Origin of the sequence: Aerococcus sp. HMSC062A02 (assembly GCF_001809535.1) — a bacterium.
GTDB lineage: Bacteria > Bacillota > Bacilli > Lactobacillales > Aerococcaceae > Aerococcus.
In genome coordinates, this window is sequence record NZ_KV797907.1 from 89,283 (window position 1) to 115,121 (window position 25,839).

The 25,839-nt window shown below is 47.3% G+C and carries 21 protein-coding genes; 16 read left to right on the forward strand and 5 right to left on the reverse strand.

The window, feature by feature from the left end; translation table 11 throughout:
• Positions 1-308: 308 nt before the first annotated feature.
• The 8 genes from HMPREF2626_RS00500 (at position 309) to HMPREF2626_RS00535 (ending at position 10,843) form a co-directional block, all read left to right on the forward strand.
• Positions 309-1,763 (forward strand): C40 family peptidase, encoded by a 1,455-nt coding sequence (locus tag HMPREF2626_RS00500; protein ID WP_070616546.1) that lies wholly within the window; start codon positions 309-311, stop codon positions 1,761-1,763.
• Positions 1,764-1,990: 227 nt separating this feature from the next.
• A complete protein-coding gene (yycF, locus tag HMPREF2626_RS00505) occupies positions 1,991-2,698 on the forward strand; it encodes a response regulator YycF (protein ID WP_070616548.1) in 708 nt (235 codons plus the stop codon).
• A 3-nt stretch (positions 2,699-2,701) separates the two neighbouring features.
• A complete protein-coding gene (walK, locus tag HMPREF2626_RS00510) occupies positions 2,702-4,564 on the forward strand; it encodes a cell wall metabolism sensor histidine kinase WalK (RefSeq protein WP_070616550.1) in 1,863 nt (620 codons plus the stop codon).
• Positions 4,561-6,024 (forward strand): YycH family regulatory protein, encoded by a 1,464-nt coding sequence (locus HMPREF2626_RS00515; RefSeq protein ID WP_070616552.1) that lies wholly within the window; start codon positions 4,561-4,563, stop codon positions 6,022-6,024. Before walK ends, HMPREF2626_RS00515 begins: the two co-directional genes overlap by 4 nt.
• Positions 6,025-6,034: 10 nt before the next feature.
• Positions 6,035-6,883 carry a two-component system regulatory protein YycI gene (locus tag HMPREF2626_RS00520; protein ID WP_070616554.1) on the forward strand — a complete coding sequence of 283 codons (849 nt, stop codon included), beginning with the start codon at positions 6,035-6,037 and terminating at the stop codon, positions 6,881-6,883.
• A gap of 12 nt (positions 6,884-6,895) precedes the next feature.
• Positions 6,896-8,545: a DUF2207 family protein gene (locus HMPREF2626_RS00525; RefSeq protein WP_070616556.1), complete on the forward strand. Its 1,650-nt coding sequence runs from the start codon at positions 6,896-6,898 to the stop codon at positions 8,543-8,545.
• A 123-nt stretch (positions 8,546-8,668) separates the two neighbouring features.
• The gene (locus HMPREF2626_RS00530) at positions 8,669-9,481 is read left to right on the forward strand and encodes an MBL fold metallo-hydrolase (RefSeq protein WP_070616558.1); all 813 of its coding nucleotides are present in this window, start codon (positions 8,669-8,671) and stop codon (positions 9,479-9,481) included.
• An 81-nt stretch (positions 9,482-9,562) separates the two neighbouring features.
• On the forward strand, positions 9,563-10,843 hold the full coding sequence (locus HMPREF2626_RS00535; protein WP_141744547.1) for a S1C family serine protease: 1,281 nt from the start codon (positions 9,563-9,565) through the stop codon (positions 10,841-10,843).
• A 369-nt stretch (positions 10,844-11,212) separates the two neighbouring features.
• On the opposite strand, the gene HMPREF2626_RS00540 is transcribed toward HMPREF2626_RS00535, so the two are convergent.
• Both HMPREF2626_RS00540 and HMPREF2626_RS00545 read right to left on the reverse strand, forming a co-directional pair.
• Entirely contained in the window at positions 11,213-11,887 is a 675-nt protein-coding gene (locus HMPREF2626_RS00540; protein ID WP_070616560.1) for a potassium channel family protein, read from the reverse strand.
• A gap of 9 nt (positions 11,888-11,896) precedes the next feature.
• Entirely contained in the window at positions 11,897-13,276 is a 1,380-nt protein-coding gene (locus HMPREF2626_RS00545; RefSeq protein WP_083294267.1) for a TrkH family potassium uptake protein, read from the reverse strand.
• Between the two features lie 157 nt (positions 13,277-13,433).
• Here HMPREF2626_RS00545 and rlmH point away from each other — a divergent pair, with 157 nt between their 5' ends.
• A complete protein-coding gene (rlmH, locus tag HMPREF2626_RS00550; RefSeq protein WP_070616562.1) occupies positions 13,434-13,913 on the forward strand; it encodes a 23S rRNA (pseudouridine(1915)-N(3))-methyltransferase RlmH in 480 nt (159 codons plus the stop codon).
• A gap of 58 nt (positions 13,914-13,971) precedes the next feature.
• Here the strand turns inward: rlmH and HMPREF2626_RS00555 are convergent, their stop codons facing one another.
• Positions 13,972-14,952, reverse strand: a complete 981-nt coding sequence (locus HMPREF2626_RS00555; protein WP_070616564.1) for a DUF1002 domain-containing protein — start codon at positions 14,950-14,952, stop codon at positions 13,972-13,974.
• A 91-nt stretch (positions 14,953-15,043) separates the two neighbouring features.
• Positions 15,044-15,838: a polysaccharide deacetylase family protein gene (locus HMPREF2626_RS00560; protein WP_070616567.1), complete on the reverse strand. Its 795-nt coding sequence runs from the start codon at positions 15,836-15,838 to the stop codon at positions 15,044-15,046.
• Between the two features lie 145 nt (positions 15,839-15,983).
• Here HMPREF2626_RS00560 and HMPREF2626_RS00565 point away from each other — a divergent pair, with 145 nt between their 5' ends.
• The 4 genes from HMPREF2626_RS00565 to HMPREF2626_RS00580 all read left to right on the forward strand — a co-directional run bounded on the left by HMPREF2626_RS00565 (position 15,984) and on the right by HMPREF2626_RS00580 (position 20,581).
• Positions 15,984-16,478 carry an Lrp/AsnC family transcriptional regulator gene (locus HMPREF2626_RS00565; RefSeq protein ID WP_067974828.1) on the forward strand — a complete coding sequence of 165 codons (495 nt, stop codon included), beginning with the start codon at positions 15,984-15,986 and terminating at the stop codon, positions 16,476-16,478.
• Positions 16,475-17,650, forward strand: a complete 1,176-nt coding sequence (locus HMPREF2626_RS00570; RefSeq protein ID WP_070616568.1) for an aminotransferase class I/II-fold pyridoxal phosphate-dependent enzyme — start codon at positions 16,475-16,477, stop codon at positions 17,648-17,650. Before HMPREF2626_RS00565 ends, HMPREF2626_RS00570 begins: the two co-directional genes overlap by 4 nt.
• Positions 17,651-17,843: 193 nt before the next feature.
• The gene (locus HMPREF2626_RS00575) at positions 17,844-19,580 is read left to right on the forward strand and encodes an Mbeg1-like protein (protein ID WP_070616570.1); all 1,737 of its coding nucleotides are present in this window, start codon (positions 17,844-17,846) and stop codon (positions 19,578-19,580) included.
• Between the two features lie 53 nt (positions 19,581-19,633).
• Complete coding sequence (locus tag HMPREF2626_RS00580) at positions 19,634-20,581, forward strand: linear amide C-N hydrolase (RefSeq protein ID WP_070616572.1); 948 nt, start codon at positions 19,634-19,636, stop codon at positions 20,579-20,581.
• A 19-nt stretch (positions 20,582-20,600) separates the two neighbouring features.
• On the opposite strand, the gene HMPREF2626_RS00585 is transcribed toward HMPREF2626_RS00580, so the two are convergent.
• The gene (locus tag HMPREF2626_RS00585) at positions 20,601-21,329 is read right to left on the reverse strand and encodes a lysophospholipid acyltransferase family protein (protein ID WP_070616574.1); all 729 of its coding nucleotides are present in this window, start codon (positions 21,327-21,329) and stop codon (positions 20,601-20,603) included.
• A 206-nt stretch (positions 21,330-21,535) separates the two neighbouring features.
• On the opposite strand from HMPREF2626_RS00585, the gene rlmD reads away from it, so the two are divergent.
• The 3 genes from rlmD to HMPREF2626_RS00600 all read left to right on the forward strand — a co-directional run bounded on the left by rlmD (position 21,536) and on the right by HMPREF2626_RS00600 (position 25,424).
• Positions 21,536-22,936 (forward strand): 23S rRNA (uracil(1939)-C(5))-methyltransferase RlmD, encoded by a 1,401-nt coding sequence (gene rlmD, locus HMPREF2626_RS00590; protein ID WP_070616576.1) that lies wholly within the window; start codon positions 21,536-21,538, stop codon positions 22,934-22,936.
• 268 nt (positions 22,937-23,204) lie between these two features.
• Positions 23,205-24,911 carry a signal peptide peptidase SppA gene (gene sppA / locus HMPREF2626_RS00595; RefSeq protein ID WP_070616578.1) on the forward strand — a complete coding sequence of 569 codons (1,707 nt, stop codon included), beginning with the start codon at positions 23,205-23,207 and terminating at the stop codon, positions 24,909-24,911.
• A 135-nt stretch (positions 24,912-25,046) separates the two neighbouring features.
• Positions 25,047-25,424, forward strand: coding sequence for a YbgA family protein (locus HMPREF2626_RS00600; RefSeq protein WP_070616580.1), 378 nt, complete (start codon positions 25,047-25,049; stop codon positions 25,422-25,424).
• The last annotated feature ends 415 nt before the right edge of the window (positions 25,425-25,839 follow it).

Genomic DNA, 25,839 nt, shown 5'->3' on the forward strand with positions numbered 1-25,839 from the left:
CCCATTAAAGCCTAGACAAGCAAAAAATTAGGGGCTAAGTTTACAGTTGTGTTACAAAAAAGTGAATTTTCTTTGAATTTCAAAGCTTTTAGCAAGAATTTGTAAAAGTAAATAAAGACTTTTAAAAGCTCAGACCAGGGAAAAGAGGCTGTCATCAGCTTTGTCCGCATATTATTTAAAAGCCGTCAAGACTTTTTTTGCAACAAAGTGAAATAATTTGTAATCTAACTGTTATCCCAATTTGGGGAAAAGATGGTTATAATAATAGAGAATTAAATTTTGAGTAAAACTCAGGGGGTAAAATTTAAATGAGTAAATTGAAAACTATGGTAGGAACTTCATTAGCAACGACCACAGCTTTACTAGCTTTCGCACAGACCGCGTCTGCTGATGAATTATATAAAGTAAATGCTGGCGACACCTTGTCAGCTATTGCAAACAGCTTCGGAACAAGCGTTGATGCTATTGCTAAAGAAAACAATATTAAAGATGTTAACCATATCTTAGTGGGCCAACAATTCAATATCCCAACTGAAACGGTTAAAATCGACACCCAAGCTAGTCAAGCTGCCGATGCTGTTTACCACGTTCAAGCTGGTGACACCTTAAACCAAATCGCAGCTAAGTTTAATACAACAGCTGACGCTCTCCGTCAATTAAACCAAATCAGCGGGGACCTCATCTTAGTTGGTCAGCAATTAAAGGTTAAGGGTCAAGTTGAAGCAGCTCAAAATACCCAAGCTGACCAAGCAGAAAACGGTAAAGTAGTGGCTGACACAGTAGCTACAGAAGCTCCTGTTGTTGAAAAAGAAGCTCATGTGATTACAATTAACGGCAATACCTATACTGTTAAGGCAGGGGATACCCTTCCAGCAATTGCTCAAGCTGCAGGAACAAGCGTTGAAAACTTGCGTGCCTTAAATGGTTTATCTAGCGACTTTATTTACGCTGGCCAAGTTCTTGTACTTTATCCTGAAGCAGAAGAAGATCCAGTAGCCGCTTACCAAACTGCTCCAGAAGACGCTGAAGAAATTGTGATCGCTCAACCTGCTAAAGAAGAAGTTGTGGCTCAACCTGCTAACCAAGTAGCTCAAGAAGAAGTAGTTGCCCAACCAGCAAGCCATAACCAAGAAAAGGCTCAAACTGAAGCTCAAGTAGCTGAAGCTAAGGCCCAAGAAGAAGCCCAAGCAGCCGAAGCTCAACGCCAACAAGAAGCCCAAGCAGCTGAAGCTCAACGCCAACAAGAAGCTCAAGCGGCTGAAGCTCAGCGTCAACAAGAAGCTCAAGCAGCCGAAGCTCAACGTCAACAAGAGGCTCAACAAGCTGAAGCTCAACGTCAACAGGAAGCTGCTCAAGCTCAACAACAACAGCAACAACAAGCCCAACAAAATAAGCAAGGGAACCAAAATGTCGTAGCAACTGCTCGTCAATACACTGGTGTTCCTTATGTATGGGGCGGTAAGACACCTAATGGCTTTGACTGCTCAGGTTTCACTAACTATGTTTACCGTGAAGCAACTGGCCAAGACATTGGTGGCTGGACAGTTCCTCAAGAATCAGCTGGTCCAACTATCGCTGTTAGCCAAGCTCAAGCTGGCGACCTTTACTTCTGGGGGAACCATGGTTCTAGTTACCACGTAGCGCTTGCTACTGACAGCCAAGGGGGCTACATCCACGCACCTGCTCCAGGCCAAACTGTAACAGAATCTAACGTTCAATACTTTGCGCCACATTTCGCAGTAAGCATGCAAGCTTATCAATAAGATTTAAATCAAAAAAGTCGAGACCTACCCCGCTCGACTTTTTTCTATATATAGTCCATCGGCTGGCATCTGCCAAGTAACCCGATGGACTTTTTTTTGTGCTATCATGGGAGGAGAGTCCTTGGCTCCAGGTGAAGAATTGAACTTTAGCTGGGCTCAAGGTATAATAGATTAATGAAAAAAGCGCTTGAATCGTCTGTTAATTCATGAATTAAAGGAGTGCAAACATGAAAAAGGTGTTAATCGTTGATGATGAAAAAGCCATTTCTGATATCATCAAATATAATTTAGAAAAAGAAGGCTATGAGACCTATGTCGCCTCAGATGGTGAGATGGCTTTGGATTACTTTGAAGAATGTGAACCAGACCTGATCTTATTGGACCTCATGCTACCTAAGAAAGATGGGATTGAGGTTTGCCGGGAAATTCGCAAGGAGAGCCAAGTCCCTATCATTATGCTGACGGCTAAGAGCGATGAAATTGACAAGGTGCTAGGACTTGAGATGGGCGCGGATGACTATGTGACTAAACCCTTCTCCAACCGGGAGCTTTCTGCCCGTGTCAAGGCTAACCTACGTCGTTCAGCTATTGCAGCTGAACCGGAAGCTAAGGAGGAGAAGACCCACAATATTGAAGTAGGTGACTTGGTCATCCATGAAGAGGCCTATATGGTGTCTAAGAATGGGGAAGATATTGAGCTGACCCACCGTGAATTCGAACTTCTCCACTACTTAGCTCGCCATATTGGTCAAGTGATGACCCGGGAGCACCTCCTGCAAACTGTTTGGGGCTATGACTACTTCGGGGATGTGCGCACCGTGGATGTTACAGTCCGCCGACTCCGGGAAAAAATTGAAACGTCACCTTCCCATCCTGAAATTTTGATGACTAGACGGGGCGTCGGTTACTTCATCCAAGACCTCAATCAGGAGTAGGCCATGGCGAAGAAAGGCATCCCATTTTATAAATCGGTCCTCTTTAAGATTCCGATGATCTTTATCCTTGTGGTGCTCCTCTCGCTCCAAATTATTGGGGCTTATTTTATCAAGCAGCTCGAATCTGAAATGCTAGCTTCTTTTGATGAGCAGGTTAGTGTGCAGATGAGCTTCTTGGAGGAATCTGCCCGGCCCATATTGGATGATGACAACTTGGATAACCAGGAGAAGGCGGACCGTCTAAATACGATCTTTCACCGCTTCAATTCTAATAATATCCTGGAGTCTCAGATTTTGGATCGCAATGGTTTTTTGGTGGCGAGCTCCAGCCCCAACAGTCAGGCGCACTTGGGTCAACGGGTGACCAGGGAGGATATCGACCAGACTCTCTACAATAATACAGCTTCTTCGCGTGAAATTTATGATACCGAGCAGAATATCCGGGTGAAACAGTATGTGGCGCCTATCCTATCTTCGGATTCCTCAGGGCAATTGGTCGGCGTATTAAATCTGCGGGTTAATATTGAGAGCGTTTACCGGCAAATTCAAAACATTATTATCATCTATTTGACCTCATCGGCTGTTTCCCTCTTATTTACTATTGTCTTGGCCTTCTTGATTTCAACTGGGATTACCCGCCCGCTCAAGGCCATGAAGGACCAAGCCGAAAAAATTGCGGATGGGGACTTCAATGGTCAAGTACAAGTTTATAGTGATGATGAAATCGGCAATCTTGCGGAGTCCATCAACTACCTGTCTGTCCGCGTTAAGGAAGCTCAAGAGTCTACTGAGTCGGAGCGTCAGCGTCTGGATTCGGTGCTCAAGCACATGACCGATGGGGTAATGGCAACGGACCGGCGGGGGCGAATTATCCTAACCAACCGTAAGGCCCTGGACTTTATCTCAGCCTCAGAAGAGGAAGTGATGGGTCACTCCATTATGGAAGTCCTCAAATTACAGGACCGCTATACTTTCCGTGAACTCTTTGATAGTAATGACGAGATTCTAATCGATATGTCCACCCCTGACCAAGAATCGGTGATCAAGGGTGAGTATTCGATCATCCAGCGAGACAGTGGCTTTATCTCTGGCCTAGTCTGGGTTTTGACAGATGTTACCGAAGGGGAAAAGATTGAGCGTGACCGACGGCAATTTGTTTCTAATGTTTCCCATGAATTGCGAACACCTTTGACCAGTGTGCGGTCTTATAGTGAAGCATTGGCAGATGGGGCGATAGCTGACCAAGACCTGGCGGTAGAATTTTTGGGCGTTATCCAAAACGAAACCGACCGAATGATCCGGATGATTGGCGACCTCCTCCACCTATCTAATATGGATTCGGGTAAGGAACAGTTGAACTTTGAACTGGTTTCTTTTACGGCCCTGGTCTCCCATGTCCTCGACCGTTTCGATATGATGATGCAGTCTGGGCAATTTGGGACTGACCGTTCCTTTACCATTGTCCGTGAATTGGCAGGGGATGATTACTTTGTCGAGATTGACCAGGACCGAATGACTCAGGTCATTGATAATATTATTAATAATGCCATTAAGTATTCACCGGATGGCGGAACGATTACGGTCCGACTGATGTCGACCCACAATGAAGTCACCCTCAGTGTCCAGGACCAAGGTTTGGGCGTGCCACAGAAGAGCATTCCTCATCTTTTTGACCGCTTCTACCGGGTAGATAAGGCCAGGTCTAGGGCCCAAGGTGGGACTGGTCTGGGCTTAGCCATCGCCAAGGAAGTGATTGAGATGCACCATGGCCGCATTTGGGTCAACAGTATTGAGAATAAGGGGTCGACCTTCTTTGTCAGTCTCCCTTATGTTGAATTCTATGGAGAGGATGAGTGGGGCGAATGAGAAAACATTGGGGACGTTTTGTTAATATCATTTTGATCTTGCTCGTTGCCTTTAGCCTCTTAGCAACTTTTGCTATCTTTAGTCCGACTTTTCGGGTCTTCAATGCCTTCCCAGGCTTTGGGCAAAATAAAGACCAAGACCAACAGCAAGTGGCTACTGGGACACTCAATGTGACCCAGCCCAGTTCAGCTCCCTTACAGGTTGTCTTCTCGCCTAAGTCTGTGGTGCGTCACGACAAGGAAGAAGGCTATGTGAAATCTTTCAATCCCGACCTGATTAAGCAACTGACCCAGCCCCTCTTTGATTTGTCGAAGACCATTGATGCTGGGAAGATCAAAGAAGAGTCGGAAGACCTCCGCCAAGCCATCGATAAGAAAAATTTTGTGGAATTTGAATTCTCGGATGAAATCCCCATGGCCTTCTTGCTTAAAGGGGCGCCCGAACTCGATAAATCCCACCGCGATTATGTCTTTGACCGGATTATTATGACAGTCGACGATCCCAAAATTTATTTATTGAGTGAAAAAAACGACAAAGCTTTTACTGTGGAAGCCCAAGAAGAAGGCCCCATTCAAACTATTCAAGACCAGCTCAACCAAGATAAGTCGACTTTTTATGCCGTCCAACCCTTTGAGTGCCGAGAAGGGCGCATCTATTTAAGCAAGGAAGCTCAAGAATTGGATATCCTGACTTATATGGTTGAGCGGCAACCGATTAATTTTTACTTGAACAAGCTCTTTCCTTCACCGGAGAATATTCATGATTATAGTGATGCTAACTATTCCCGCTATTTTTCCGATGGTAAGAGCCTGCTTCTGGACAATAATACCCTGGAATTGGTCTATGCGAGTGACGGTAGCGATGGGGAAGCCCTCCAGCAGGATGAAGCCATCCAAGAGAGCTTTAACTTGCTAAAAGACTTCCAACCTGCCTATGATTCTTGGAAGTTTACGGACTTTAGTGGGCAAAGCCAGCAGATCGTCTTCCGTAAATTTATTGCGGGCCTCCCTGTCTTCGGGCCCCACAATGTGTCGAAGATCAAGCTGAAGATCTCTGACCAGGGCTTACTAGGACTGAACTTGTCAGCTTTGACTATTCAAACGCCTGTGACGCACTTGTCGGCACCCGTCCGCCTAATGAGCGGCAAGGATGTTGTTAGAATACTGGCAGAGAATAACTATTCGACCCAGGAGATTGATATGATCCAACTCGGCTACCGCTGGGTGAGAAGCGATAAGTCCAACGCCCTGGTGGAACTGGTGCCTAGCTGGCATGTCAAGCTGAAGGGGCGCTGGCATATGTTGGATAACTTGGTGGATATGTCCAAGTACAAGGACCTCCAGACCATCCACCTAGACACTAAAGAAAATATCAATATGCAGGGACTCACCGATCACAAGGACCGCGAAAATGGCGAAGAATCTGAAGATATTTCGCTTGATCAAGAACAAGAAGATTAGGAGGAAAGTCATGGATTTTAGACGTATACAGTACATACTCATTGTGGCTTTCTTAATTTTAGATCTTTTCTTATTGAATATCTTTGTGGGAAAGAATTCCGTTTACTTTCTCAATGACTATAACCGGTCCACAGCCCCTAGCGTGCAGAAGGAAATGAATCTGGAAGAGCTAACAGAAACCTCGGTATCAGATGAGACGGGAGAATTGCCTTTCGTTGCTGGCCAATTAGACTTAGAAGCCTGGCAGGAAGAGGCTGAGAAGTTAACGGACCAGGAAGTCACGGTGGATTCCAAGGGCCGGCTCTTTAGTAAATTAGACCGGCCTATTCCGGTCGCTAGTCTCCAAAAAGGAACGGCAGAAGATTCCTGGTCTGTCAGTGATTTTAAAGAAATCAATGACTTTAAGGACAGCTCGCAGCTTTTAAATGGCAAAGATTACCAGTTCGCCTATTATAATCCCCGCAAGTCGACCATTACCTACTACCAAGAAGCCTATGACGGTCACGGTATTATTGATGGGACCGGGGACTTGATCTTCCACCTTAATGACAAGCAGGAAGTCGACGCCTATGAGCAGAGTTATGCTGGGGAGACCCAAGTCCAGGGCGAAGACCGCCCCTTAATTTCTGAGAAGCAAGCCATTGAGAACCTCTACCTCAATGATGAGATTCCCAATAAGGCAACGGTAGTTAAGGTTAAGATTGGCTACCGGACCAGCTTAGCCTTAGACCAGCTTCATATGTACAAACCCATTTGGACTATCTATATTAGACACAATGATGATGAAATTGAAACAGAATATGTGGATGGTATCAATGGAACAATTATTCAACCGCAGACCACCAATACCGGGACCTAGGAAGGAGCAGCCATGATCAAAACTTATCTCAAAATAGGCTTTAGCTTCTTAGTTTTATGCTTAGGGCTCTTCCTGGCTGGCCCCGCTCAAGCTAAGGAGCTGAAAATTACAGATTATCAAGTCGAACTGGCAACGGATGAACATGGCGTGATTAAACAAAATGAAGTAATCACTTATGATATCCAAGGTCAAGTGGACCAGCTCCGCCACCAAATTGCCCTAGGCGATGTGGGGGAAGTGGAGACTTTGAAGATTGACATGCGGAGTGCCGATGCCAAGTCCGCCTTTCCCTTTGCTTTGAGCGATTCCCACGAGGTTGGCACCTTCTTTGCCCAACAGGATGATAGCATGCTCCAGGTCAATGTCTTCAACAAGATGAGCGACAGTCAGCAGATTGCCCGCTACCAGTCCACCATCAACCGAACTTGGACGAACTATGGCAACTATGCGATCTTGAGCTTGCCCCTCCTATCAGCACCTGGGACTGTGGACGAAGCCCGTATCCGCTTGAAATTTCCTAAGCCCATCAAGACCCAGGATGCTCAGATCTTAACGACTCCCCAGCAGAAGACCCACTGGCGCTGGGTCAATGACCAGGAGTTAGAGATCCAAGTCCGGGATAAGGGAGCGGGCGATAGCATTCTTCTGGAAGCCTATATTCCTTCTCAAGTCTTGGCCAACAATCCGACAGTTGGCCCTGAAAGCAAGGGCCAGTCTATTGTTCAAGAGATGGACCAAGAAGCCGCGCAAAGAGCCAGCAAGCTCAGACGCCAGTCAGTCTTTATTTGGGGTATGGCAGCTCTCTTGGCCATCCTCTTAATTATTCTAGCTTATTTCCTAGGCCGGGATAAGCACCGTTTAGCCCAAACAGCACCGGCTAGCCATTTGGCTTTAGACCAGGTCCATCCCTACCAAGTCTTGGCTTTGAACACTAAAGCAAGGTCTAAGGCGCGCTTTTATGGCAGCCTCTTTAGCTTGTACCAGGATGGCTTGATAGATCTAGTGGCCCAAGCTCCATCTGGCAAGAAAAAAGTGGACTTATTAGTTGTTCGCCAAGCTGACCAGGCCGCCAGGGGCCAGGACCAGGCCTTGTTGACTGCAGGGCAAAAGTTAGGTGAGGGGCAAAGCTTTTATGTTTCCGATTTATTAGCTGACAAGTCCCTTAAAGGCTCCTTGGCCAAAGCCCAGACTAAAGCCTTTAAGAGAGTAAAAGCCAAGTCTTTCCCCGTCTCTCGCCGCAATAAGTGGTACCGGCTCCTGCTTGTGGGCTATTTAATCTTAGCTATGGCAGCAACACTAGCTGCCCTGCTCTTGATGTTGGAGATGGATACCTCTTATGGGGCCCTCATCGTCTACGGCCTTTGTCTGGTCTTGGCCCTGGTTTTCTACCGGCGCGCTTTGCCGATCTATACACCCCAGGCTCTCTCTAAGCGGCGCGCCATCAAAAAATTAGTCCATTATTTAACCCAAAAGGAATGGACTGACCAAGAGATTAATCGATCCGAAAGAGAGCTAAGCCAGCTTTACTTGCTCTCTTGGTTTACAGGGACCAATGCTTTGTACTATAATAAACTAGTAGCTAGCGGACGTTTACCGCGCCAGCTTCAGAACTGGCCGGACGTCTTGTACGATAAAAAATTAAGTGATATGATTTGGAAATAAAGCGAGAACCATTCAGGGGAGACCGAGTGGAGGAGAGCGGGACCATAAGCACTCCTTAAAACTGACGTCTGCCCTGACTTTTTTATAGGGCTTACTTAGTCATTATCACTGAGAAGGGATGTTATGATGAGTTCAGAAGATTTTTCAATGCGGATTTCGATGTTAGCCAGTGGCAGCTCCGGGAACGTGACCTATGTCCAGACTCCCCAGCGTGAAATTCTCGTTGATGCCGGTCTGAGCGGGAAGAAGATTGAACAATTAATGGCCAGTATCGGCCGGTCCATGCATAATATAGATGCGATCTTTGTGACCCATGAGCACAGTGATCATATCAAGGGGCTGGGGGTCTTAGCCCGCCGCTATAAGCTGGCGATCTATGCTAATGAAGAGACCTGGCTAGCCATTGGCGACAAGTGTGGGAAGATTCCTCTCGAGCAGCGCTTCGTGATGGAGCCAGGGGAGCTTTTGACTTTCGGGGATTTGGATGTGGCGAGCTTTGGGGTGAGTCATGATGCGGCCCAGGCCCAATTCTATGCCTTCCAGAAGGACAATAAGCAATTTGCGATGATGACTGACCTTGGCTATGTCAGCGACCGCCAACGCGGCTTCTTGCGGAATTGCGATGCTTATCTGATGGAGAGTAACCACGATACCGATATGCTGAGGATGGGACGCTATCCTTGGCATTTGAAACAGCGGATCTTAAGCGATAGTGGCCACTTGTCTAATGAAGCGGGAGCTGAAGCCTTGTCCGAAATGATCGGGGATAAGACCCAGCATGTTTACCTAGGCCATCTTTCCAAGGATAATAACTTACCCGAACTGGCCATGCAGACAGTGACTTCTGTTCTAAGGGACCATGATTTGGGGGTCAATGACCAATTCCTCATCCACAATACCCATCCCGATGAGGCAAGCGACTTATTGACTTTATAAAATAGCCATAATAAATTTCACAAAGATTTCATAATTATCACCTACAATGAAGCAAAAAATGAGAGTTAGGGGGGTAGCTAAATGCCTGAGGAAAGTCAAAATAAATCATCACTTAAGAAAATATGGACACCAGCTATCGTGGGAGGCTTAATTGGCGCAAGCTTAGTCGGAGGTGTCGGCTATGCGAGTGGCGCCTTCAATCAAGTGACTTCACAGGACGAGGTAGAAGAGATTGTTCATAAGGAATTAGCTAAGAAAGATCAGGGACAAGCCAGTAAAGCAAGTGGGACCCAAGAAGAAGCGTCAGTCAATATAACGACCGATGTTTCCGCTATTGTCGACAAGGTCAAAGGTTCTGTTGTTTCTGTCGTTAATCTGGCGGATACTTCAAATAGTGAACTTTATGATCTTTTTGGTTTTAAGAATCCAGGTAGCCAATCCGCCCAAACTCCCGAAGAACAGTATACGACAGCCTCTGAGGGCTCAGGGGTCATCTATAAAGTGGAAGGCGATCGAGCTTATATCGTGACCAATAACCATGTCATCGATGGCCAGGATGCGATTGAAATTATTACCAGTGAAGGGGAGCAAGTTCCAGCTAAATTAGTCGGGGCCGATAAGTTTACCGACTTAGCTGTCTTGTCGATTCCAGCTGAATATGCGCATACAGTCGCACAATTTGGAGATTCACGCGCCCTATCGGTAGGGGAACCAGCCATTGCCATCGGTTCTCCACTCGGCTCAGATTTTGCCTCAACGGTGACTTACGGTATTATTTCAGGTCTTGACCGCCAGGTACCTGTGGACTTGGACCAAGATGGGAGTGCTGATTGGCAGGTCAATGCCATTCAGACGGATGCCGCTATCAATCCTGGGAACTCGGGTGGGGCCCTAGTTAATTCAGCTGGCCAACTTATCGGGATCAATTCCATGAAGATTTCTACTGCCAATGTTGAAGGCATGGGCTTCGCTATTCCAAGCCATGAAGTCCAAGAAATTATCGCCCAGTTAGAAGAAAATGGGAAGGTCATTCGCCCTAAATTTGGGGTACAAATGACCGACCTGCGTCGGATCCCATTAGACCAACAAGAAAACCTGCTCAAGCTACCAAAAGAAGTTGAAAACGGTGTCGTGATTATGGATGTTATTTCCAACACACCAGCTTCCAAGGCAGGGCTCAAGCCTTATGATGTGATTACTAAATTCAATGGTGAAGCGGTTAATTCTACGGTCGAACTCCGTCAAAAACTTTACAGCACGGACCCAACGGCTACTGTAACTGTAGAAGTCTACCGCGAAGGTCGGCCAGTGGAAGTTAAAGTTCAACTCGAAGCCCAGTCTTCCAATGAAACACCAAGTTAATGATTAAACCTTAAACACAGGCTAAAGCTGTTGTTTAAGGTTTTTTTCTGTCCTAAATTGGGAACTTGTGTATAAAGATGTGGGAAAGTTATGCACAGGCCTGTGTATAGATAGGGTGAAAGCAGTGGAAAACCATCCGTTATGGGGATATACTTGTGAATTGTATTGTGTAGAAAAAATAAAAATATAACAGCCAAAGGAGCTAGGATGATTCAGAATGGGGAGAAATTAGGCTTTTGCCTTGTGGAATTGTTGATAAGGTTGTGGATAAGTTGGTCTGTTCCAAGGAACTGTTATAATAAAAACAAAAACACCTGCAGAAACTGCTTAAGCAGTGTCCGCAGGTGTAGGGATAGTCAAGAAAAGTTTTTAAAGCTTCTCCAAGTAGTCGATTTGTTCGAAGCGGTCGCGGTTGACGACGGCGACGACTAAGTCATCGGGGCCAAAGTGGTAATCGGGATCGAACTTGGTATTCAGGGTTTCTTTGATCTGTTTACGCAAACCGATGATATTGATATCATAGTGGCGGCGGAGGTCGAGCTCATCGACCGTATGTCCCAACCACTTTTGTGGGACCCGGAATTCAACGATGGCTGTTTCGCTGTCGAGCTTGATCATGTCTTCTAGGGAATTGCGGCTCAAGACATCGGCGATATGCTCGCCGGATTCAATCTCAGGCAGGACCACCCGGTTGACCTTCAGGGCGTCGAGGACCTTAGCGGCGGATTGGTTTTTGGCCTTACAGATGATGGTTTCAATGCCGAGTTCACGGGCATTGATCACACCGAGAACACAGGACTCTAAATCGCTCCCTGTGGCAATGACAATCACATCGCAATTGCCAAAGCCGCTTTCGCGCATAAAGTCTAAGTCGGTAAAGTCGCCAATTGAAGCGATAGCCAGGTCATTTTCCAGGGCATTAACAATTTTTTCATCCCGGTCACAGGCAATAATATCAATGCCATTGTGGGAGAGAGACTTGGCAAGGGCAGAGCCGAAAAGACCCAGGCCCAGGATGCCGATAACACGATTTTTTTTACTCATTATATTCACCTATCCTATAATAATATTTGTTTTTGCGTACTGAATATCTATTTTCTGACGTTTGCGTCCTAGTAAGACTAAGAAGAGGGTCATGGGGCCGATCCGTCCGATATACATTAAGAACATGAGGGTGCCCTGGCTAGCCATGGACAGGCTAGGGGTCAAGTTACAGGAGACACCGACCGTTGCTAGGGCCGAAATGGCTTCAAAAAGCAGATGGAGATAGGGTACTTGAGGGTCAAAAGTTAAGAGTAAGGCGCTTCCTGTGAAGAGGAGGGCCGCATACATTAAGGCAATGGCAAAGGCCTTACGCACAGTGGAATCTGGAATGGTATGGTGGTCGAAGCTCACATACTTAGACTGGCGAATTTCTTTCAAAGCGAGCATGAGGGTTAAGGCGAAGGTAGTGACCTTCAAACCACCAGCTGTCCCGCCAGCGCCACCCCCGATAAACATGGTCAGGACAAAGATAAGCAAGCTGACCGGATGGCTTTGGCTGTAGTCTACGCTAGCGAAGCCCGCCGTCCGCATAGTTACCGTTTGAAAGCTGGAAACCAAGAGCTTGTCCAAGGGATTTAAGGGCCCCAAGGTATTTGGGTTGGACCACTCAACCAGGAGGAAGAGCAGGGTGCCAAGGACGATAAGGAGGACAGTCAGGCCCAGCACTAATTTCGTATGGGGACGGAGGTGCTTGATGAAGTAGGAGAACTTAATCCGCTTCTTCTCATGGTAGAAGCGTCGGAGCTGCTGGCTGACATCGAACCAGACGCTAAAGCCGATGCCACCTAGGATGATCAGAGCCATAATGGTCAGATTCAAGACGGGGGCGGTTTGATAGTCGAGCAGGCTGTTATTCCCCATCAGGTCGAAGCCAGCATTACAGAAGGCCGAAACGGCTGTGAAGAGACTGTGGAAGAGCCCCCTAGCTAGACCAAAGCGGGGAACGAAGAAGCTTGTGAGCAAAAGAGCTCCGATGCCTTCGATGACGAGGCTGTACTTGAGAATCCGACTCAGGAAGGCGGAAAGATCATCCAGTTCCGAGTGGTTGAGGGCATCGCCCGTCGCCATCTGGTTGCGGATATCTAAGCGTTGACCGAGACGGTGGTAGACGATACTGATGAGTGTCATGAGCCCCAGCCCCCCTGTTTGAATGAGGCCCATCATGACGATTTGTCCGAGTAGATTGTAGGAATCGTGGATGGATTGGGTCCAGAGCCCCGTTACACAGACGGCTGAAACCGAAATAAAGAGGTTGTCCCAATAAGTCGCTTGGGAACTCGCTGTTTGGCAGATCGGCAGGCTCAACAAGACCGAGCCAATAAGGATCACCACTAAGAAGCTCAAAGCAATTTTTTGCGAACTGCCGAGCTTATTCAAGAATTGAAGCATAAGATATGTTACTCCTTTTAAGCATTGAGAATAGCCAAAAGCTTGGCGGAAATGATATTATATTAGCGGCTTTAGACAGAAAAATAAAGTAAAGTTTAGCTAAAAGATAAAAATGACCTATTCACTGACTGATTTTGCATAGAATGGATGGATTAGCATGCAAGTAAAATTGATTGTTGTTGGTAAATTAAAGGAAAAATACCTCAAGCAGGGGATTGCGGAATATGCCAAACGTCTCCAGGCTTATTGTAAGTTCGAGGTGATCGAAGTTAAGGATGAAGCGACCCCAGAAGAAGGTTCAGAAGCTGAGCTCGACCTAGTTCGCAATAAGGAAGGAGAGCGCATCCTAGCCAAGATCAAAGCCGATGACTATGTGGTCCATTTGGCTCTCGACGGCGACTTATTGGATTCGGAAGGCTTGGCAAAGAAATTACAGAATGCCATGACCCATGGCAAGAGCAGCTTTGTTTATGTAATTGGAGGATCAGTTGGGACTAGCCAAGCCGTCCGCCGCCGAGCCGATTTAAACCTCAGCTTCGGCCGTTTAACCCTGCCCCACCAACTCATGCGTTTGGTCTTGGTGGAACAAATTTACCGCAGCTTCCGCATCCAAAACCAACAGCCCTACCATAAATAAAGCTCAACACAAGAAAAGCTCGTCTCTCAAAAAAGAGAAACGAGCTTTTTGAGTTTGCTTAATTTTGTTGGTCAGCGCTTGCTGGGGCTTCTTCCGAATTAGAGAAGAAGCTCTTAACAAAGGCAACAATCTGGTCCCAGATACTTTGAGCATCCTGGGCTAATTGTTCCTTATCCGCATTATCCCAAGCAGACTTGGCATTTTGGATAATTTGGTCCCCGTTCTTCAAGAGGTCCTGGCCAAATTGATTGATGGCATCCTTTTGTTCCTGGGTCAGTTCAATCTGGCTAAATTGTTGCATCAGGTTAATGATGGATTGCTTATTCTCTTCCGAAATAACTTCATTTAAATTATAGTTGTTGATAATATTGTTGACGATCACTTGGATTTGTTGACTGTCTATTTGGCCATTGTTTTCATCCTTAGCTTTTTGGATCTCAGTCTTGATTTCAGCAATGGCAGCATTCATAGCCTCGTCAGAGAAGCCTTCCTTGCCTTGGTTTTCTTCGTTGATCTTGGAAGTAGTGGTTAACTCATCTTGGGCGACGCTGACAGCCTGGTCGTTTAATTGGTAACCAGCGTCCTGGAAGGCCTTGTAAACACCAGCTAGGGCACCCGACCCATCAACGGGAACAGCTGAAGCTACCTTGATATCCACATCAACAGCTCCGGCTGTTAGGGCCGCATTCTCATACTGGATTGGGGTAATGGCCGTAATAGTTTTGGGGGTGACAATTTCGACGGTAACATCCCCATTGTTCTTGGCTGGGGTGATATAAGCCGAAGAGTAAACCTGGCGATAAGGGTAGTTGTCTTGTAGGAGACCATTCAATTCATTAATATTCACTTGAATTTCTTTGGCCCCATCTTGGACACCCAGGGCCTGCTTAGTTTCTTGGTATTGGCTTTGGTTTAAGCTCTCCCCATAGGTAAACATGGGGTTAATTTGGATCTTATCAGCAAGTACAGTGGGCACCAAGTTCAAGCTGAGTACAGCCAGGCTTGCGCCGAGGGCCAATTTCTTCAATAATGCTTTCATTTGTATAACCTACTTTCACAATTTTGACTACATTATAGCACGTTTAGCGGTTGGTGCTTTTAGCTTTTGCTTAAATTCTTCCTAAAAAAGTCTAAAGGCCTAAGTCCTTCATCTCTTCTGGACGGGCAATCTCATTAGGGTCAACGATTTGATAGCCTTGGTCCTTCAAACCCTGGATGATGGCGGGCAGGGCTTCAGCTGTCCATTGAGTATCGTGCATGAGGATATTAGCGCCCGGCTGTAAGAATTCTGATTCTAAGGTTTGCTTGGTGAGAGCCTCAGCGTCCTGGTAGTCGGCCACCCAGTCGTAGCCAAAGGACCAGTTCATGGGCAGCATGCCGAATTCTTCCATGAGGCCATCGACCGCAGCATTGGTGGAGCCAAAGGGCGGGCGGAAGAAGTGGACTTTTTGTCCTGTAGCCTCTTCGACAGCTTGGTTGGTCGCCTGGATTTCTTCACGGGTCTGTTCGGCTGTCAGGTCGTTGAGATTGGCATGGGTTTGGGTGTGGTTCCCCACCACATGGCCCTTATCCGCAATAGCTTTCATAATATCGCGTCCTTCTTGGTCTTCCAGGTACATGCCGTTAGCGAAGAAGAGGCCTTTTACGCCGGCATCTTCCAAGTGCTTGGCAATGGTTGGCGCATTACTGGTCGGAAGGGGACGGGGGACATCGTCAAAGGTCAAGAGGACAACATTGGGGTCGGCATCGCCAATAGGGCGGACGCTGTAGGTGGTGGGATCGATATAGTATTTTGGGGCCTGCCTTTCCGTTTGGGCCTCGTTCTTGGCATAAGGTTGGTCCGTTTCTGCTTCGCTTTCCTGCTTGCAACCGAAGAGGCAGAGGGCTAGGAGAGCCAGCAGGGCCAAAAAGTTTCGTTTTTTCATAAATTTTCTCCTCCAGAGCATATTCCAACTTGATTCGAGTAAAAGCCGGATCAAAGTGTGGTAAAATGTAGGTATCCAATAAGAGATGGCCAAACTGACCATCCGAATTGTAAGTCTATCATACCATAAAGGAGGAAGTCTGCACATGGATCACAAGAAGCAATACCGTCTTCTTCGTTATATTGAAGATGATGCCCATATTTCTCATAAGGCACTCGCCAATGCGCTGGAAGAAGATGTGGAAACTGTATCAGCTACCATTGCGGAATTAGAAGAGTTAGGCATTATTTCTGGCTATAAGACCATGATTAACTGGGATGCTACAGAGAGTGACTATGTTTCAGCGATGATTGAAGTTTCGGTTAACTTACACAAGGGAGCCTCTTATGAAGAAGTGGCGGAAATGATGTACCGCTTCAAGGAAGTGGAAGCCCTCTACTTAACTAGCGGGGCCTACGATTATATGCTCTTAACCAAGCGGGCGCCTATGCAACAAATTTCACGTTTTGTTAATAAGTTAGCCTCAATCGATGAGGTTTCCGGTACGGCGACCCATATCGTGATGAACCGCTACAAGGACCACGGCACCATTTTTGAGAGTAAGTTAAAAGATGGGGAACGGTTGGTGATCTCTCAATGACAAAAAGCCTCAACCAAACCGTCCTTGATATGGCACCTTCTGGTATTCGTCGCTTCTTCAACGTCGCGAATGAAGTGCCAGGGGTCATTTCACTAGGTGTTGGGGAGCCAGACTTCGATACGCCTTGGACGGTCCGCCAAGCGGCCATTAAGAGCCTGCGCCAAGGTCGGACCTTCTATACGGCTAATGCGGGTCTGATCGAACTGCGCAAAGAAATTGCCAAATACATTGACCGCCACTACGGCCTCCACTATGACCCAGAGGAGGAACAGATTGTCACGATTGGTGGGAGTGAAGCCATTGACTTGGCCTGCCGGGTTCTGATTAATCCAGGTGATGAGGTCATCGTGATGGACCCTAGCTATGTCTCCTACCTGCCTTCGGTTCAACTGGCTGGTGGGGTGCCTGTTCCCGTCCGCTTGAAGGCAGAGGACAAGTTCGTCATGCAAGCCGAACAACTCGAAGCAGCCATTACGGATAAGACCAAGGCCATTATCTTAAATTATCCGAATAATCCGACTGGGGCGGTCTGCTTAAGAGAGGACATTGAAGCCCTGGCTCAGGTGATTAAGGATCACGATCTTTACTGCATTACCGATGAAATCTATTCTGAAATTTGGTATGCCGATGAGCCTTATACCTCGATCGCCTCGATTCCGGGTATGAAGGAGCGGACCGTCTATATCAATGGTTTTGCTAAGGCCTTCTCTATGACCGGTTGGCGCTTGGGCTATGTCTGCGCTCCTAAAGAAATCACGGAACAGATGCTTAAGGTCCACCAATACACCATCATGGCAGCACCAACCACTTCACAATATGCGGGGATTACCGCTCTCAAGGAGTGCGATGATGAGGTTGCCGATATGCGGGATGATTACTTGGAGCGGCGTAACTTCCTTATGAGTCGCTATCGTGAAATGGGCCTACCTTGCTTCGTACCAGAAGGGGCCTTCTACACCTTCCCAGACATTCGCGAATTCGGCTTGACCAGTGAAGAATTTGCCCTAGAACTCTTGGATCGAGAGAAAGTCGCAGTAGTTCCTGGTTCTGCCTTCGGTGAATCAGGCGACGGCTTCTTGCGGATTTCCTATGCTTATTCCATTAAAGAGCTGGAGCGGGCGATGGATAAGATTGAAAACTTTGTTAAAGAATTGCGCGCTGAAAAAGCTTAATACAATCAATTACCATGCCAAGTGAGGCAAATCCATGTCTAGTCGAGATCTGGAGCCTTGTCTTGGCATGGCTTTTTTAGTTAAGAGGCAAGGGTTAAAGAAAAGCTTTAGTTTTAATGGTATCTGAGTGTGAGTGCCTCTTGTCTCGCCCGGCCCGTGCTATAATAGAGCCAAGCTTTAAGGAGGTGTCTGAATGCGTTTAGTGGATTATATTGCGGCCCATAGTAGCCAGACTTTCGATGACATGCCCCTCAATGAAGTTGATATTGCAGCCTTAACGGAGCTGTCCAATTTAGAGCTGGATGACTTGGTGCCGGCTGACTTGACGGGGGAGGCCTGGGTGTCTTTAAGCCAGGTCCAAGCTTGGTTAGCCAAAAACTACCAAGCGAATACCCGAGATATTTGGCATTTCATTAGCCAGGGGCGTCATGCTGTTCTTGATGCCTTGGTGGAAACCGAACGCTTCCGCCAAGTCCGCCTTTATGGCTTTCGAAGTCTCTTAGACCAAGAGAAGGCCGTACAGTTTGCGGCTCTAATGGTCGAGATACCAGGCTATAAGAAATTAGTCATCTTTCGTGGGACGGATAATCATATTGTTGGCTGGCAGGAGAATTTCATGCTGGCCTATAAGAAGACCATGCCCTCCCAAAAGGCAGCTGGCCGCTACTTGACAGAAGTTATGGACCAGGGCGATCAAGATCAGGTCATCATAGCCGGGCATTCCAAAGGTGGTAACCTGGCCTTGGCGGCTGCTATCCAACAATCAGCTTCAGACCAGGGATTGATTGAAGGAATATATGTCTTGGACTCGCCTGGTTTCTACGAGGAAACTTTTGAGCAAGCAGGTTTTAAGCGGATTCAGTCTAAGGTCTATGAGTACCTGCCGGAAGATTCCTTGATTGGGATTATCCTCCACACAGCGACTGCACCAACGATTATTAAGAGCGGAGGAATTTCTCTCCTCCAACACCTCCTCCAACTCTGGGAGATCGAGGGAGACCAGTTTAAAAGGGTGGAATCGACCACTGTGACCAGTCAGCTCAGCCAAGAAACCCTTAATATCTGGATGAAATGGCACGGGCCAGAGGAAATTGAATTGTTGCTGACGCTTTTATTCGATGCCCTCTATAATACGGGGGTCCTCCGCCTCACCGATATTTCGGAACACTTCCGCACCTTTATCAACCGGCTCTATTCGGAGGCTCGAAAATTAGAACCAGAGGAGCGCCGTTTTATGGTGAAAGCTATCAATGATTTGTTACTCATTTGGGAGGACCTCCACCAGGACCGCCTCTACCAAGTTCAAAGTCGGCATAAGTCCCTGTCACTTTCAGCTGAGGTCCACTTACGGCTCAACCGACTCAATAGGGACCAGTCTTTGGCTAGTGTTTTGATTGGCTGTGTCTTAATGATGATGGGCGTTTTTCTCTTTTTAGAACCGGATAAGGACCTGCATATCTTTGCTGTGGCCTTTCTCTTAGGAACGGCCCTATCAGGCATTTGGGACCTCCGCCATTTCTATCAGGCGGGCCGCAAGCACCTCCATTATGGCAACTTACTGACGGGGTGTTTTTCTATTTTGACCTGTATTTGGGGGATCTATGACTATATCCAGGGTAGCCAACAAATTTTTCCCTATGTCCTAGGGGGCTGGATGCTTGGAATGGGCTTGGTCCGTGCTTACCAATTCTTCCGCCTTCGCTACGAAGACTCACCGGTTCCAATCTGGGGGAGCCTTTTATCTCTGGCGGGAATTCTTTTGGGCTTACTCCTCGTCGGTCATCCGGATTTTAGCCTTTACCTTCCTGACCTCCTCGCTTTGGCCTTTATCGTTCAGGGGATCCAGATGATTGTCAGCTACTTAATTTATCGTAAGGAGAGTGACCTCTATCGCTTCATTGACCGAGTCAAGCATGAGCATATGGATTGAGTCGACCTGGGATTCATGATAGCTTAGAGCTAAAATGATGGGAGGGGCTTATGATGTGTACAGGGATTCAGATGACTTATGACCAAGGGGTGGTGCTCGGCCGGACCATGGATGTGGAAGGGCCGGTGCCTTGGAATATCATCTACCAGCCAGCTGACTATCCTGCTGCCGATGACCTCTACCAGGGAGGGACTTACTGTGGGCCTTATCGCCGTTTGGGGATTGGCTTTAGGGATTTGGATCCTCTAAAAGAAGGCGTCAATGACCAGGGACTTATCGGCATCACCAATGAATTTGTAGGTCCCAAGCCGCGCTTCTCTAAACTTCCCCAGCCGGACAAGAAGAACCTGTCGAGCTATCACTTCTTGACTTATGCCCTGGCCAACTATGCCTCCCTTGCAGAAATCCTAGACGACCTGGACCAGCTCTGCCTAGCCAACCATGATCGAGAAGGACAGGCGGTCATCTGCCCCGACTTCCATTATATGTTCACAGATGACAGCCAGGCTTGCCTGGTCTTAGAACCTGATCGTGGCCGTTTAAAAGCGACTGTCAATCCTTACGGGGTAATGACCAATTCACCTGATATTGATAAGCATTTTAAGGCCTTAGAAAAGACTTTAGCAGTAGATGACTTGCGAGCTTTCAATGCTGCCAAGGACCTACCAGGGGGCTATGACCCCAAGTCACGCTTTATTAAGGCCTATTATCTAAAGGCGATGACGCCTCCAAACCAGGAAGAGGGCCAGGCACAAGCAGCTGCCTTTGATGTTCTGTCTGCCTTGACCCTCCCCCGTGGCTTTATCCGACCAGGTAATCGAAATGAGGGAACTTTTACCCGCTATAGTTCTGTCTATGCCAGCCAGAGCCAGACCCTAACTGTTCGTTCCGGGACCAATCCCTTGCCTTACCAGCTGAGTCTCAAGGAGCTCGCCCAAGCAAGCGACCGCTGCGCCTTCTTCCTCCCCGACCACTTCCAGGCTTCCTCCTTAGAAACTTAGAGACTAAAAAAGCCAACTCCTATTTTACGGAGAGTTGGCTTTCGTTTTCTTCAAGCTGTTCAAGGGAAGGATCAGCCAGTCGATTGAGTTCGTCCTGGAGGGCCTGGGCCATCAGTTCTCGCTCCTTGCGAAACTTCATCCGACCAGTGAAGCGCAAGGGGCGGCCGATTTCAAATTCTTGCTTGTGCTTATTGGCGACTAGAGGGATGAATTGGATACGCTGACCATACTTTTTAAAGTAGAGCTGGTCGATGGTTAGGAAACCCTCATAGAGTTCCCCGATGCTTTGGTCGCTATTTTGATAGTCGATGTCGGGGAAGATCGCGATGGGCTGGCCGGCTTGGAGACTGGCCACGGATTCTCTGAAAGTCAGACGGATCTTCTTACTCTGCCGGTAGACAGGGATGGACCGGGCGCTCTTGAGGAAGAAGACGCTGATTCGGGCAGCAGGCCAGGCCACGCATTTGGCTAGGACTTGGGGCAGGCCAAAACGTTTATAGAAGGTGTAGGAGCTGAAGTGCTTGTAGCAGCTTTTGAATTGGGTCAGTTTGGCGAAGACCCAAGGCCGCATGAAAACTGGCGTCCAGATCATCAGACGCAGGGGGCCCTTGAGGTTCTCGTGGTGGGAAACGAAGATGGTCGGTTGATCAAGGTTCGGTAAATCTTCGCAATTAAACTGATACTTAGGCAGGAAGAGGCGGACGACACGCCTCAAAATGCGGAGACTCCAACCAAAATGTGCTGCCATCAAATCAACTCCTTAACCTAGCTAATGGTCAATTACCAAGAAAATTGGCTATCTCTTAAATAATCGTTAAGACTATTCTATCATAAGTATAGCCTAGAACCACGCATAAGCTCTTATAAGCTGGCGAAAAACCTTGCACCCAGACTTTTAATATGCTTAACTGGAAGAAAATTATTCTATAATACGCGCAAAGAAGGTGGTTGTTAATGACTAAGAAAAATTATCCGACTGAACAACTGGAAGTGGAAGTAAAGGCCCTGGATGATAAAGGGATGGGCCTGGCGACTTATCGCTTTCCTGATACAGATGAAGGCAAGGGACGCAAGTTAAAGCTCCGCATCCCCAAGGCCCTGCCCGGAGACCGGCTCCTGATTAGCGTTCCCAATGCTCGGGGACGGCGCCGGGCTTGCTTAACTTATGACCGGATCCTGGAAGCTGCGCCGAGCCGAATTGGCGGCTATGAACTTGACCAGGCCCAAGTGGGTGGAGCGCCGTTAGAATTTATGGCCTATGAGGACCAATTGGCCTTTAAGCAGGCCATGGCCCAGACCTATCTAGCAGACCAAGGCTTTGATCCAGACCTTGTGGGGGAGGTCTGGGGCATGGACGATCCCTACCACTACCGCAATAAGATCGAGCTGAGCTTTTCCAAGGAAGGAGCGTTGGGATTTTTTGCCCAGGGCGACCAGTACCAGATTGTGGACTGGCAGGACAACATCCTGGCTCCTGAAATCTTTATGCAACTCAAGGAAGAAATCCAGGCTTGGCAGAAGCATTGGGGACTAGCGGGTTATGATAAGAAGTCCAAGCAGGGGCTCCTCCGCCAACTTCTTCTGCGCCAAGGCCAGAAGACTGGGGAAGTGATGCTGGCCTTATTCGCCAAGGAAGATAGCAGCCAGTATCCCGAAGCTGTAGCGGACCTAATCTGGCGGATGGGGGCCTACACCGATGTTAAGAGCCTGATGTGGATTAAAAATACTGAAATTGCCGATAAGATGGGGGCTGACCAGGTGACTGTCTTAGCTGGCCGTGACTACATCCGTGATGAACTAGCCGGCTTCCACTATCGCCTCTACTTCGATACCTTCTTCCAGCCCAACCCTAGCCAGGCCCAGCGGATGATTGACCTCGTTCTTGATTGGGCAGACCTAAGCGACCAGAGCCTGGTCATCGACCTCTTCTGCGGGGTGGGGACCTTCAGCCTGCCCTTAGCCAAGCAGGCCAAGGCGTTGGCAGGTATTGAAATTGTCGACCAGTCCATCGAATCCGCCAAGCGTAATGCCCGGGAGAATGGGATTGACAATACCTACTTCATGGCCCGCGATGCCCGGCGCGGCTTGACCGAGATTGAAGACGATTGGGGTCAAGCCGACCTCTTGCTTCTCGACCCACCCCGCAATGGGGCAGGGGGCAAGGTCATGCGCCGGATTGGCCGCTTGGGCACCGATAAGATTATCTACGTCTCCTGCAATCCCAAGACCCTGGCCACTGATATGGCCTGGCTCAGAGACTATGGCTATGAACTCGCTAAGATTCAACTCGTCGACCAATTTCCCCATACCCAGCATGTGGAGGCAGTGGCCTTGTTGGAGAAAGAGCATAAATAGCATTACAGCGAGCTTCTTGAGAGGTTGCGACTTCTGTTGAATAATGTGTTTAAGCAATGAAGTAGGATATAGATAAGGAAGAAGTTCCATTGATGGAGCTTCTTTTCTGTTTGAGGGAGAAGCTAACTAGGCCAAAGCTTTAACTATAAGAATATAACAAAAAACTATCATATTCCCTTTGCCTTCTAGCTGTTATACAATGAATCTATCCACCTCATCGCTGCAGAGAAGGGTGTGGTAAATTTTAAAGTAAAAAAGGACTGATGACATGTTTATTGTTCGCGCCTTGATCGAAGGTTTGCTAGTGGCTGTGATTTTTATTGCCTTACTAGGAATCTTGTCTGGGATCGTTTACAAGAAGCTGAAGGCTAAATCTTCACCGACTAAGGAAGTGATGACCAAGGCAGTCAGACAAGTGGTAATTGATACAGACGATTTGAAAGAAGACCAGACAAGTTCTTTGATATCCAGGGAGGCAGACGACTCGTATTATACTTTCCTAGCTAAGTTAGAAGACTTAGTGGACGATCCACAGATCGAGCGGGTCTACCTGAATGTTGACCGTATGGACTTAAGCTTAGCCCAAATTGAAGAAGTCCGTCCCTTATTCGAAGAAATGGCCAAGCACAAGGAAGTCCTTGCTTATGGCACAACTTATGACCAGCAGACTTATCAAATGGCCTTATTAGCGCCCAAGATTTATATGTTGGATACCAATAATGCGAGCTTGTGGTTGCGGGGCTATGCTTATTATGACCTTTATCTCAAAGATTTCTTGGCTAAGTTTGGCCTTAAAATGCATGTCTTATCAATTGGAGACTATAAGCTAGCTGGTGAAGCCTACCACCATAATCAGATGAGTCCAGCGAGGCGAGAATCCCTGCAAGCCCTAGGGCACGAGTCTTTGGCCTATTTCATTGATTTGCTTAAAGAAAAGCGCGGGCTAGATATTGAGGAAGCACTCTTAGCAGGAGACCTTGTTCTGGCTAACCGCCAACAGGCCCTAGCATTGGGCTTGGTCGATGGCTACCTGGGCTACGACGACTTAGATATCCACGACTCAGAGCATACCGTTTCATTCGATACTTATGAGTGTCTGAGCGATAAGGAAAGTCACCTTGGCCTAAAGCCGCTCAAAAAATGGACCAGTCGCTCGGCCGACCAAGACGAGCTAGCCCTTATCTGTCTCTCGGGGACGATTCAATCCAAGCCTGGCCAAAAAACACATATTTCTTACGAGAATGTTAAGAATAAGGTCGACCAGATTAAGAAGATGGACCATGTGCGCGGCCTGGTGATTCGACTTGATAGTCCAGGTGGGGAAGCCCTTGAGGCAGAGAAGATCTATCAACTATTCAAGCATTTAGACTTACCGACCTATGTCTCGATGGGCGATTATTGTGCCAGTGGGGGCTATTACATTGCTTGTGCAGGAGAGCGCTTATTCGCTAATCGAAATAGCTTAACAGGGTCGATTGGCGTGGTGGCCATGCTTCCAGAATTTACTGGGACCATAGAGAAATTAGATCTCCATCTGGAAAGCGTCAGCAAGGGGCAAGGGACCGATTTTTTGAACCCCTTCGAGCCCCTGTCTGATGAATCGAAAGACCGTTACGTTGCTAGTATGGAAGCTGTCTACGCTGAGTTTAAGGACCGGGTATCGGCTGCGCGAAAGATAGCGGCAGACGACTTGGAGCCCTTAGCTGGCGGCCGAGTTTACCTGGGACAGCAGGCCTTCCACAAAGGCCTAGTCGATGAGATTGGCTCTCTGAATGACTGCGTGGAGGCTCTAGCTAAACACCTAGGCCTTGAAGATCCAGATCTTGTCTATATCCAAGAGAAAGTCGATAGCCGTGACCTACTCAAACAAGTAGGCGGCCCCTTGACCTTAAACACAGTAGAAGACCTCTTGAAGGCCCAATTGCTCGAAAAGAATCCTATTCAATTCTATGAGGGGGTTCGCCGCAAAATATAGTAGTAATGATAAATAGCTTGCGCCTAAAAAGTTGACTAGAATCCCTATGTCCTCCAAAAGCGATGCAAGAAATTAAAAGACAAGTTCAAGTATTTGTTTTATCATAGGCTTAAAAGACTGATAGGAGGGGGAAAAATGACCAAGCAAGTCCAAGCCTGCCAAAAGCTGTGGGCACAAAATAAGTACCTGGTATTGAGCAAGTCACAGAAGATCTACCGAGAAATTCGAGAGTATTTAAAAAGCGACCAGCCAGAATTAGCTGTGCTGGAAGCCTATATTGAAGAGGCAAAAGCCTTGCCCGAAGACCCTGGCCAGGTCGTCAATGCCTACCAGCATGTCTGGGGCTACTTTAAAAAGTTGGCAACCGACCAAGAGAAGGTTGATTTTATGAACTTGTTGTCGGCATACCGGGAGGGGCAAGTGGAGCAGGACCAGCTGGCTGAGGCAGCGAGAAGGCTCTTAGCAAGCTATCCCAATGACTATTTAGGCCAATCCAAGTTATTGGAACAATGAGTGATGTAACAGCTCGTAAGCTTTTAAGAGCTTTAGTTGATAAAGAAGTTCTTTGTTGGCATGGAAATTCAAAGCGAGATCCTAGACAATATTACACTCTCTTAAGTGAGTGTAAACGTTGAAGAGTAGTTCGGAGCATCTTACAGTAATTTCCAACACTTTTAGCTAATTAAAGCACTTTCTATAGATTTGGCGTAAGTTGAAGTAATTCAGACTAGCGTAAACTTGTTGAGAGTAGTTTGTTCGAAATCATTCCTGTGTTTTAGAATTTTTCATCATCATTTTCCTGCTATCCCAGTATGATTAAGGTATTGTTTATTTCAAAGCTAAAGCTAAGAACGAGCATCTGACAATTCTTGTAGTGTCAGATGCTCGTTCTTGTTTGTTAGAAAAAACACCATTATCTGATAGAATA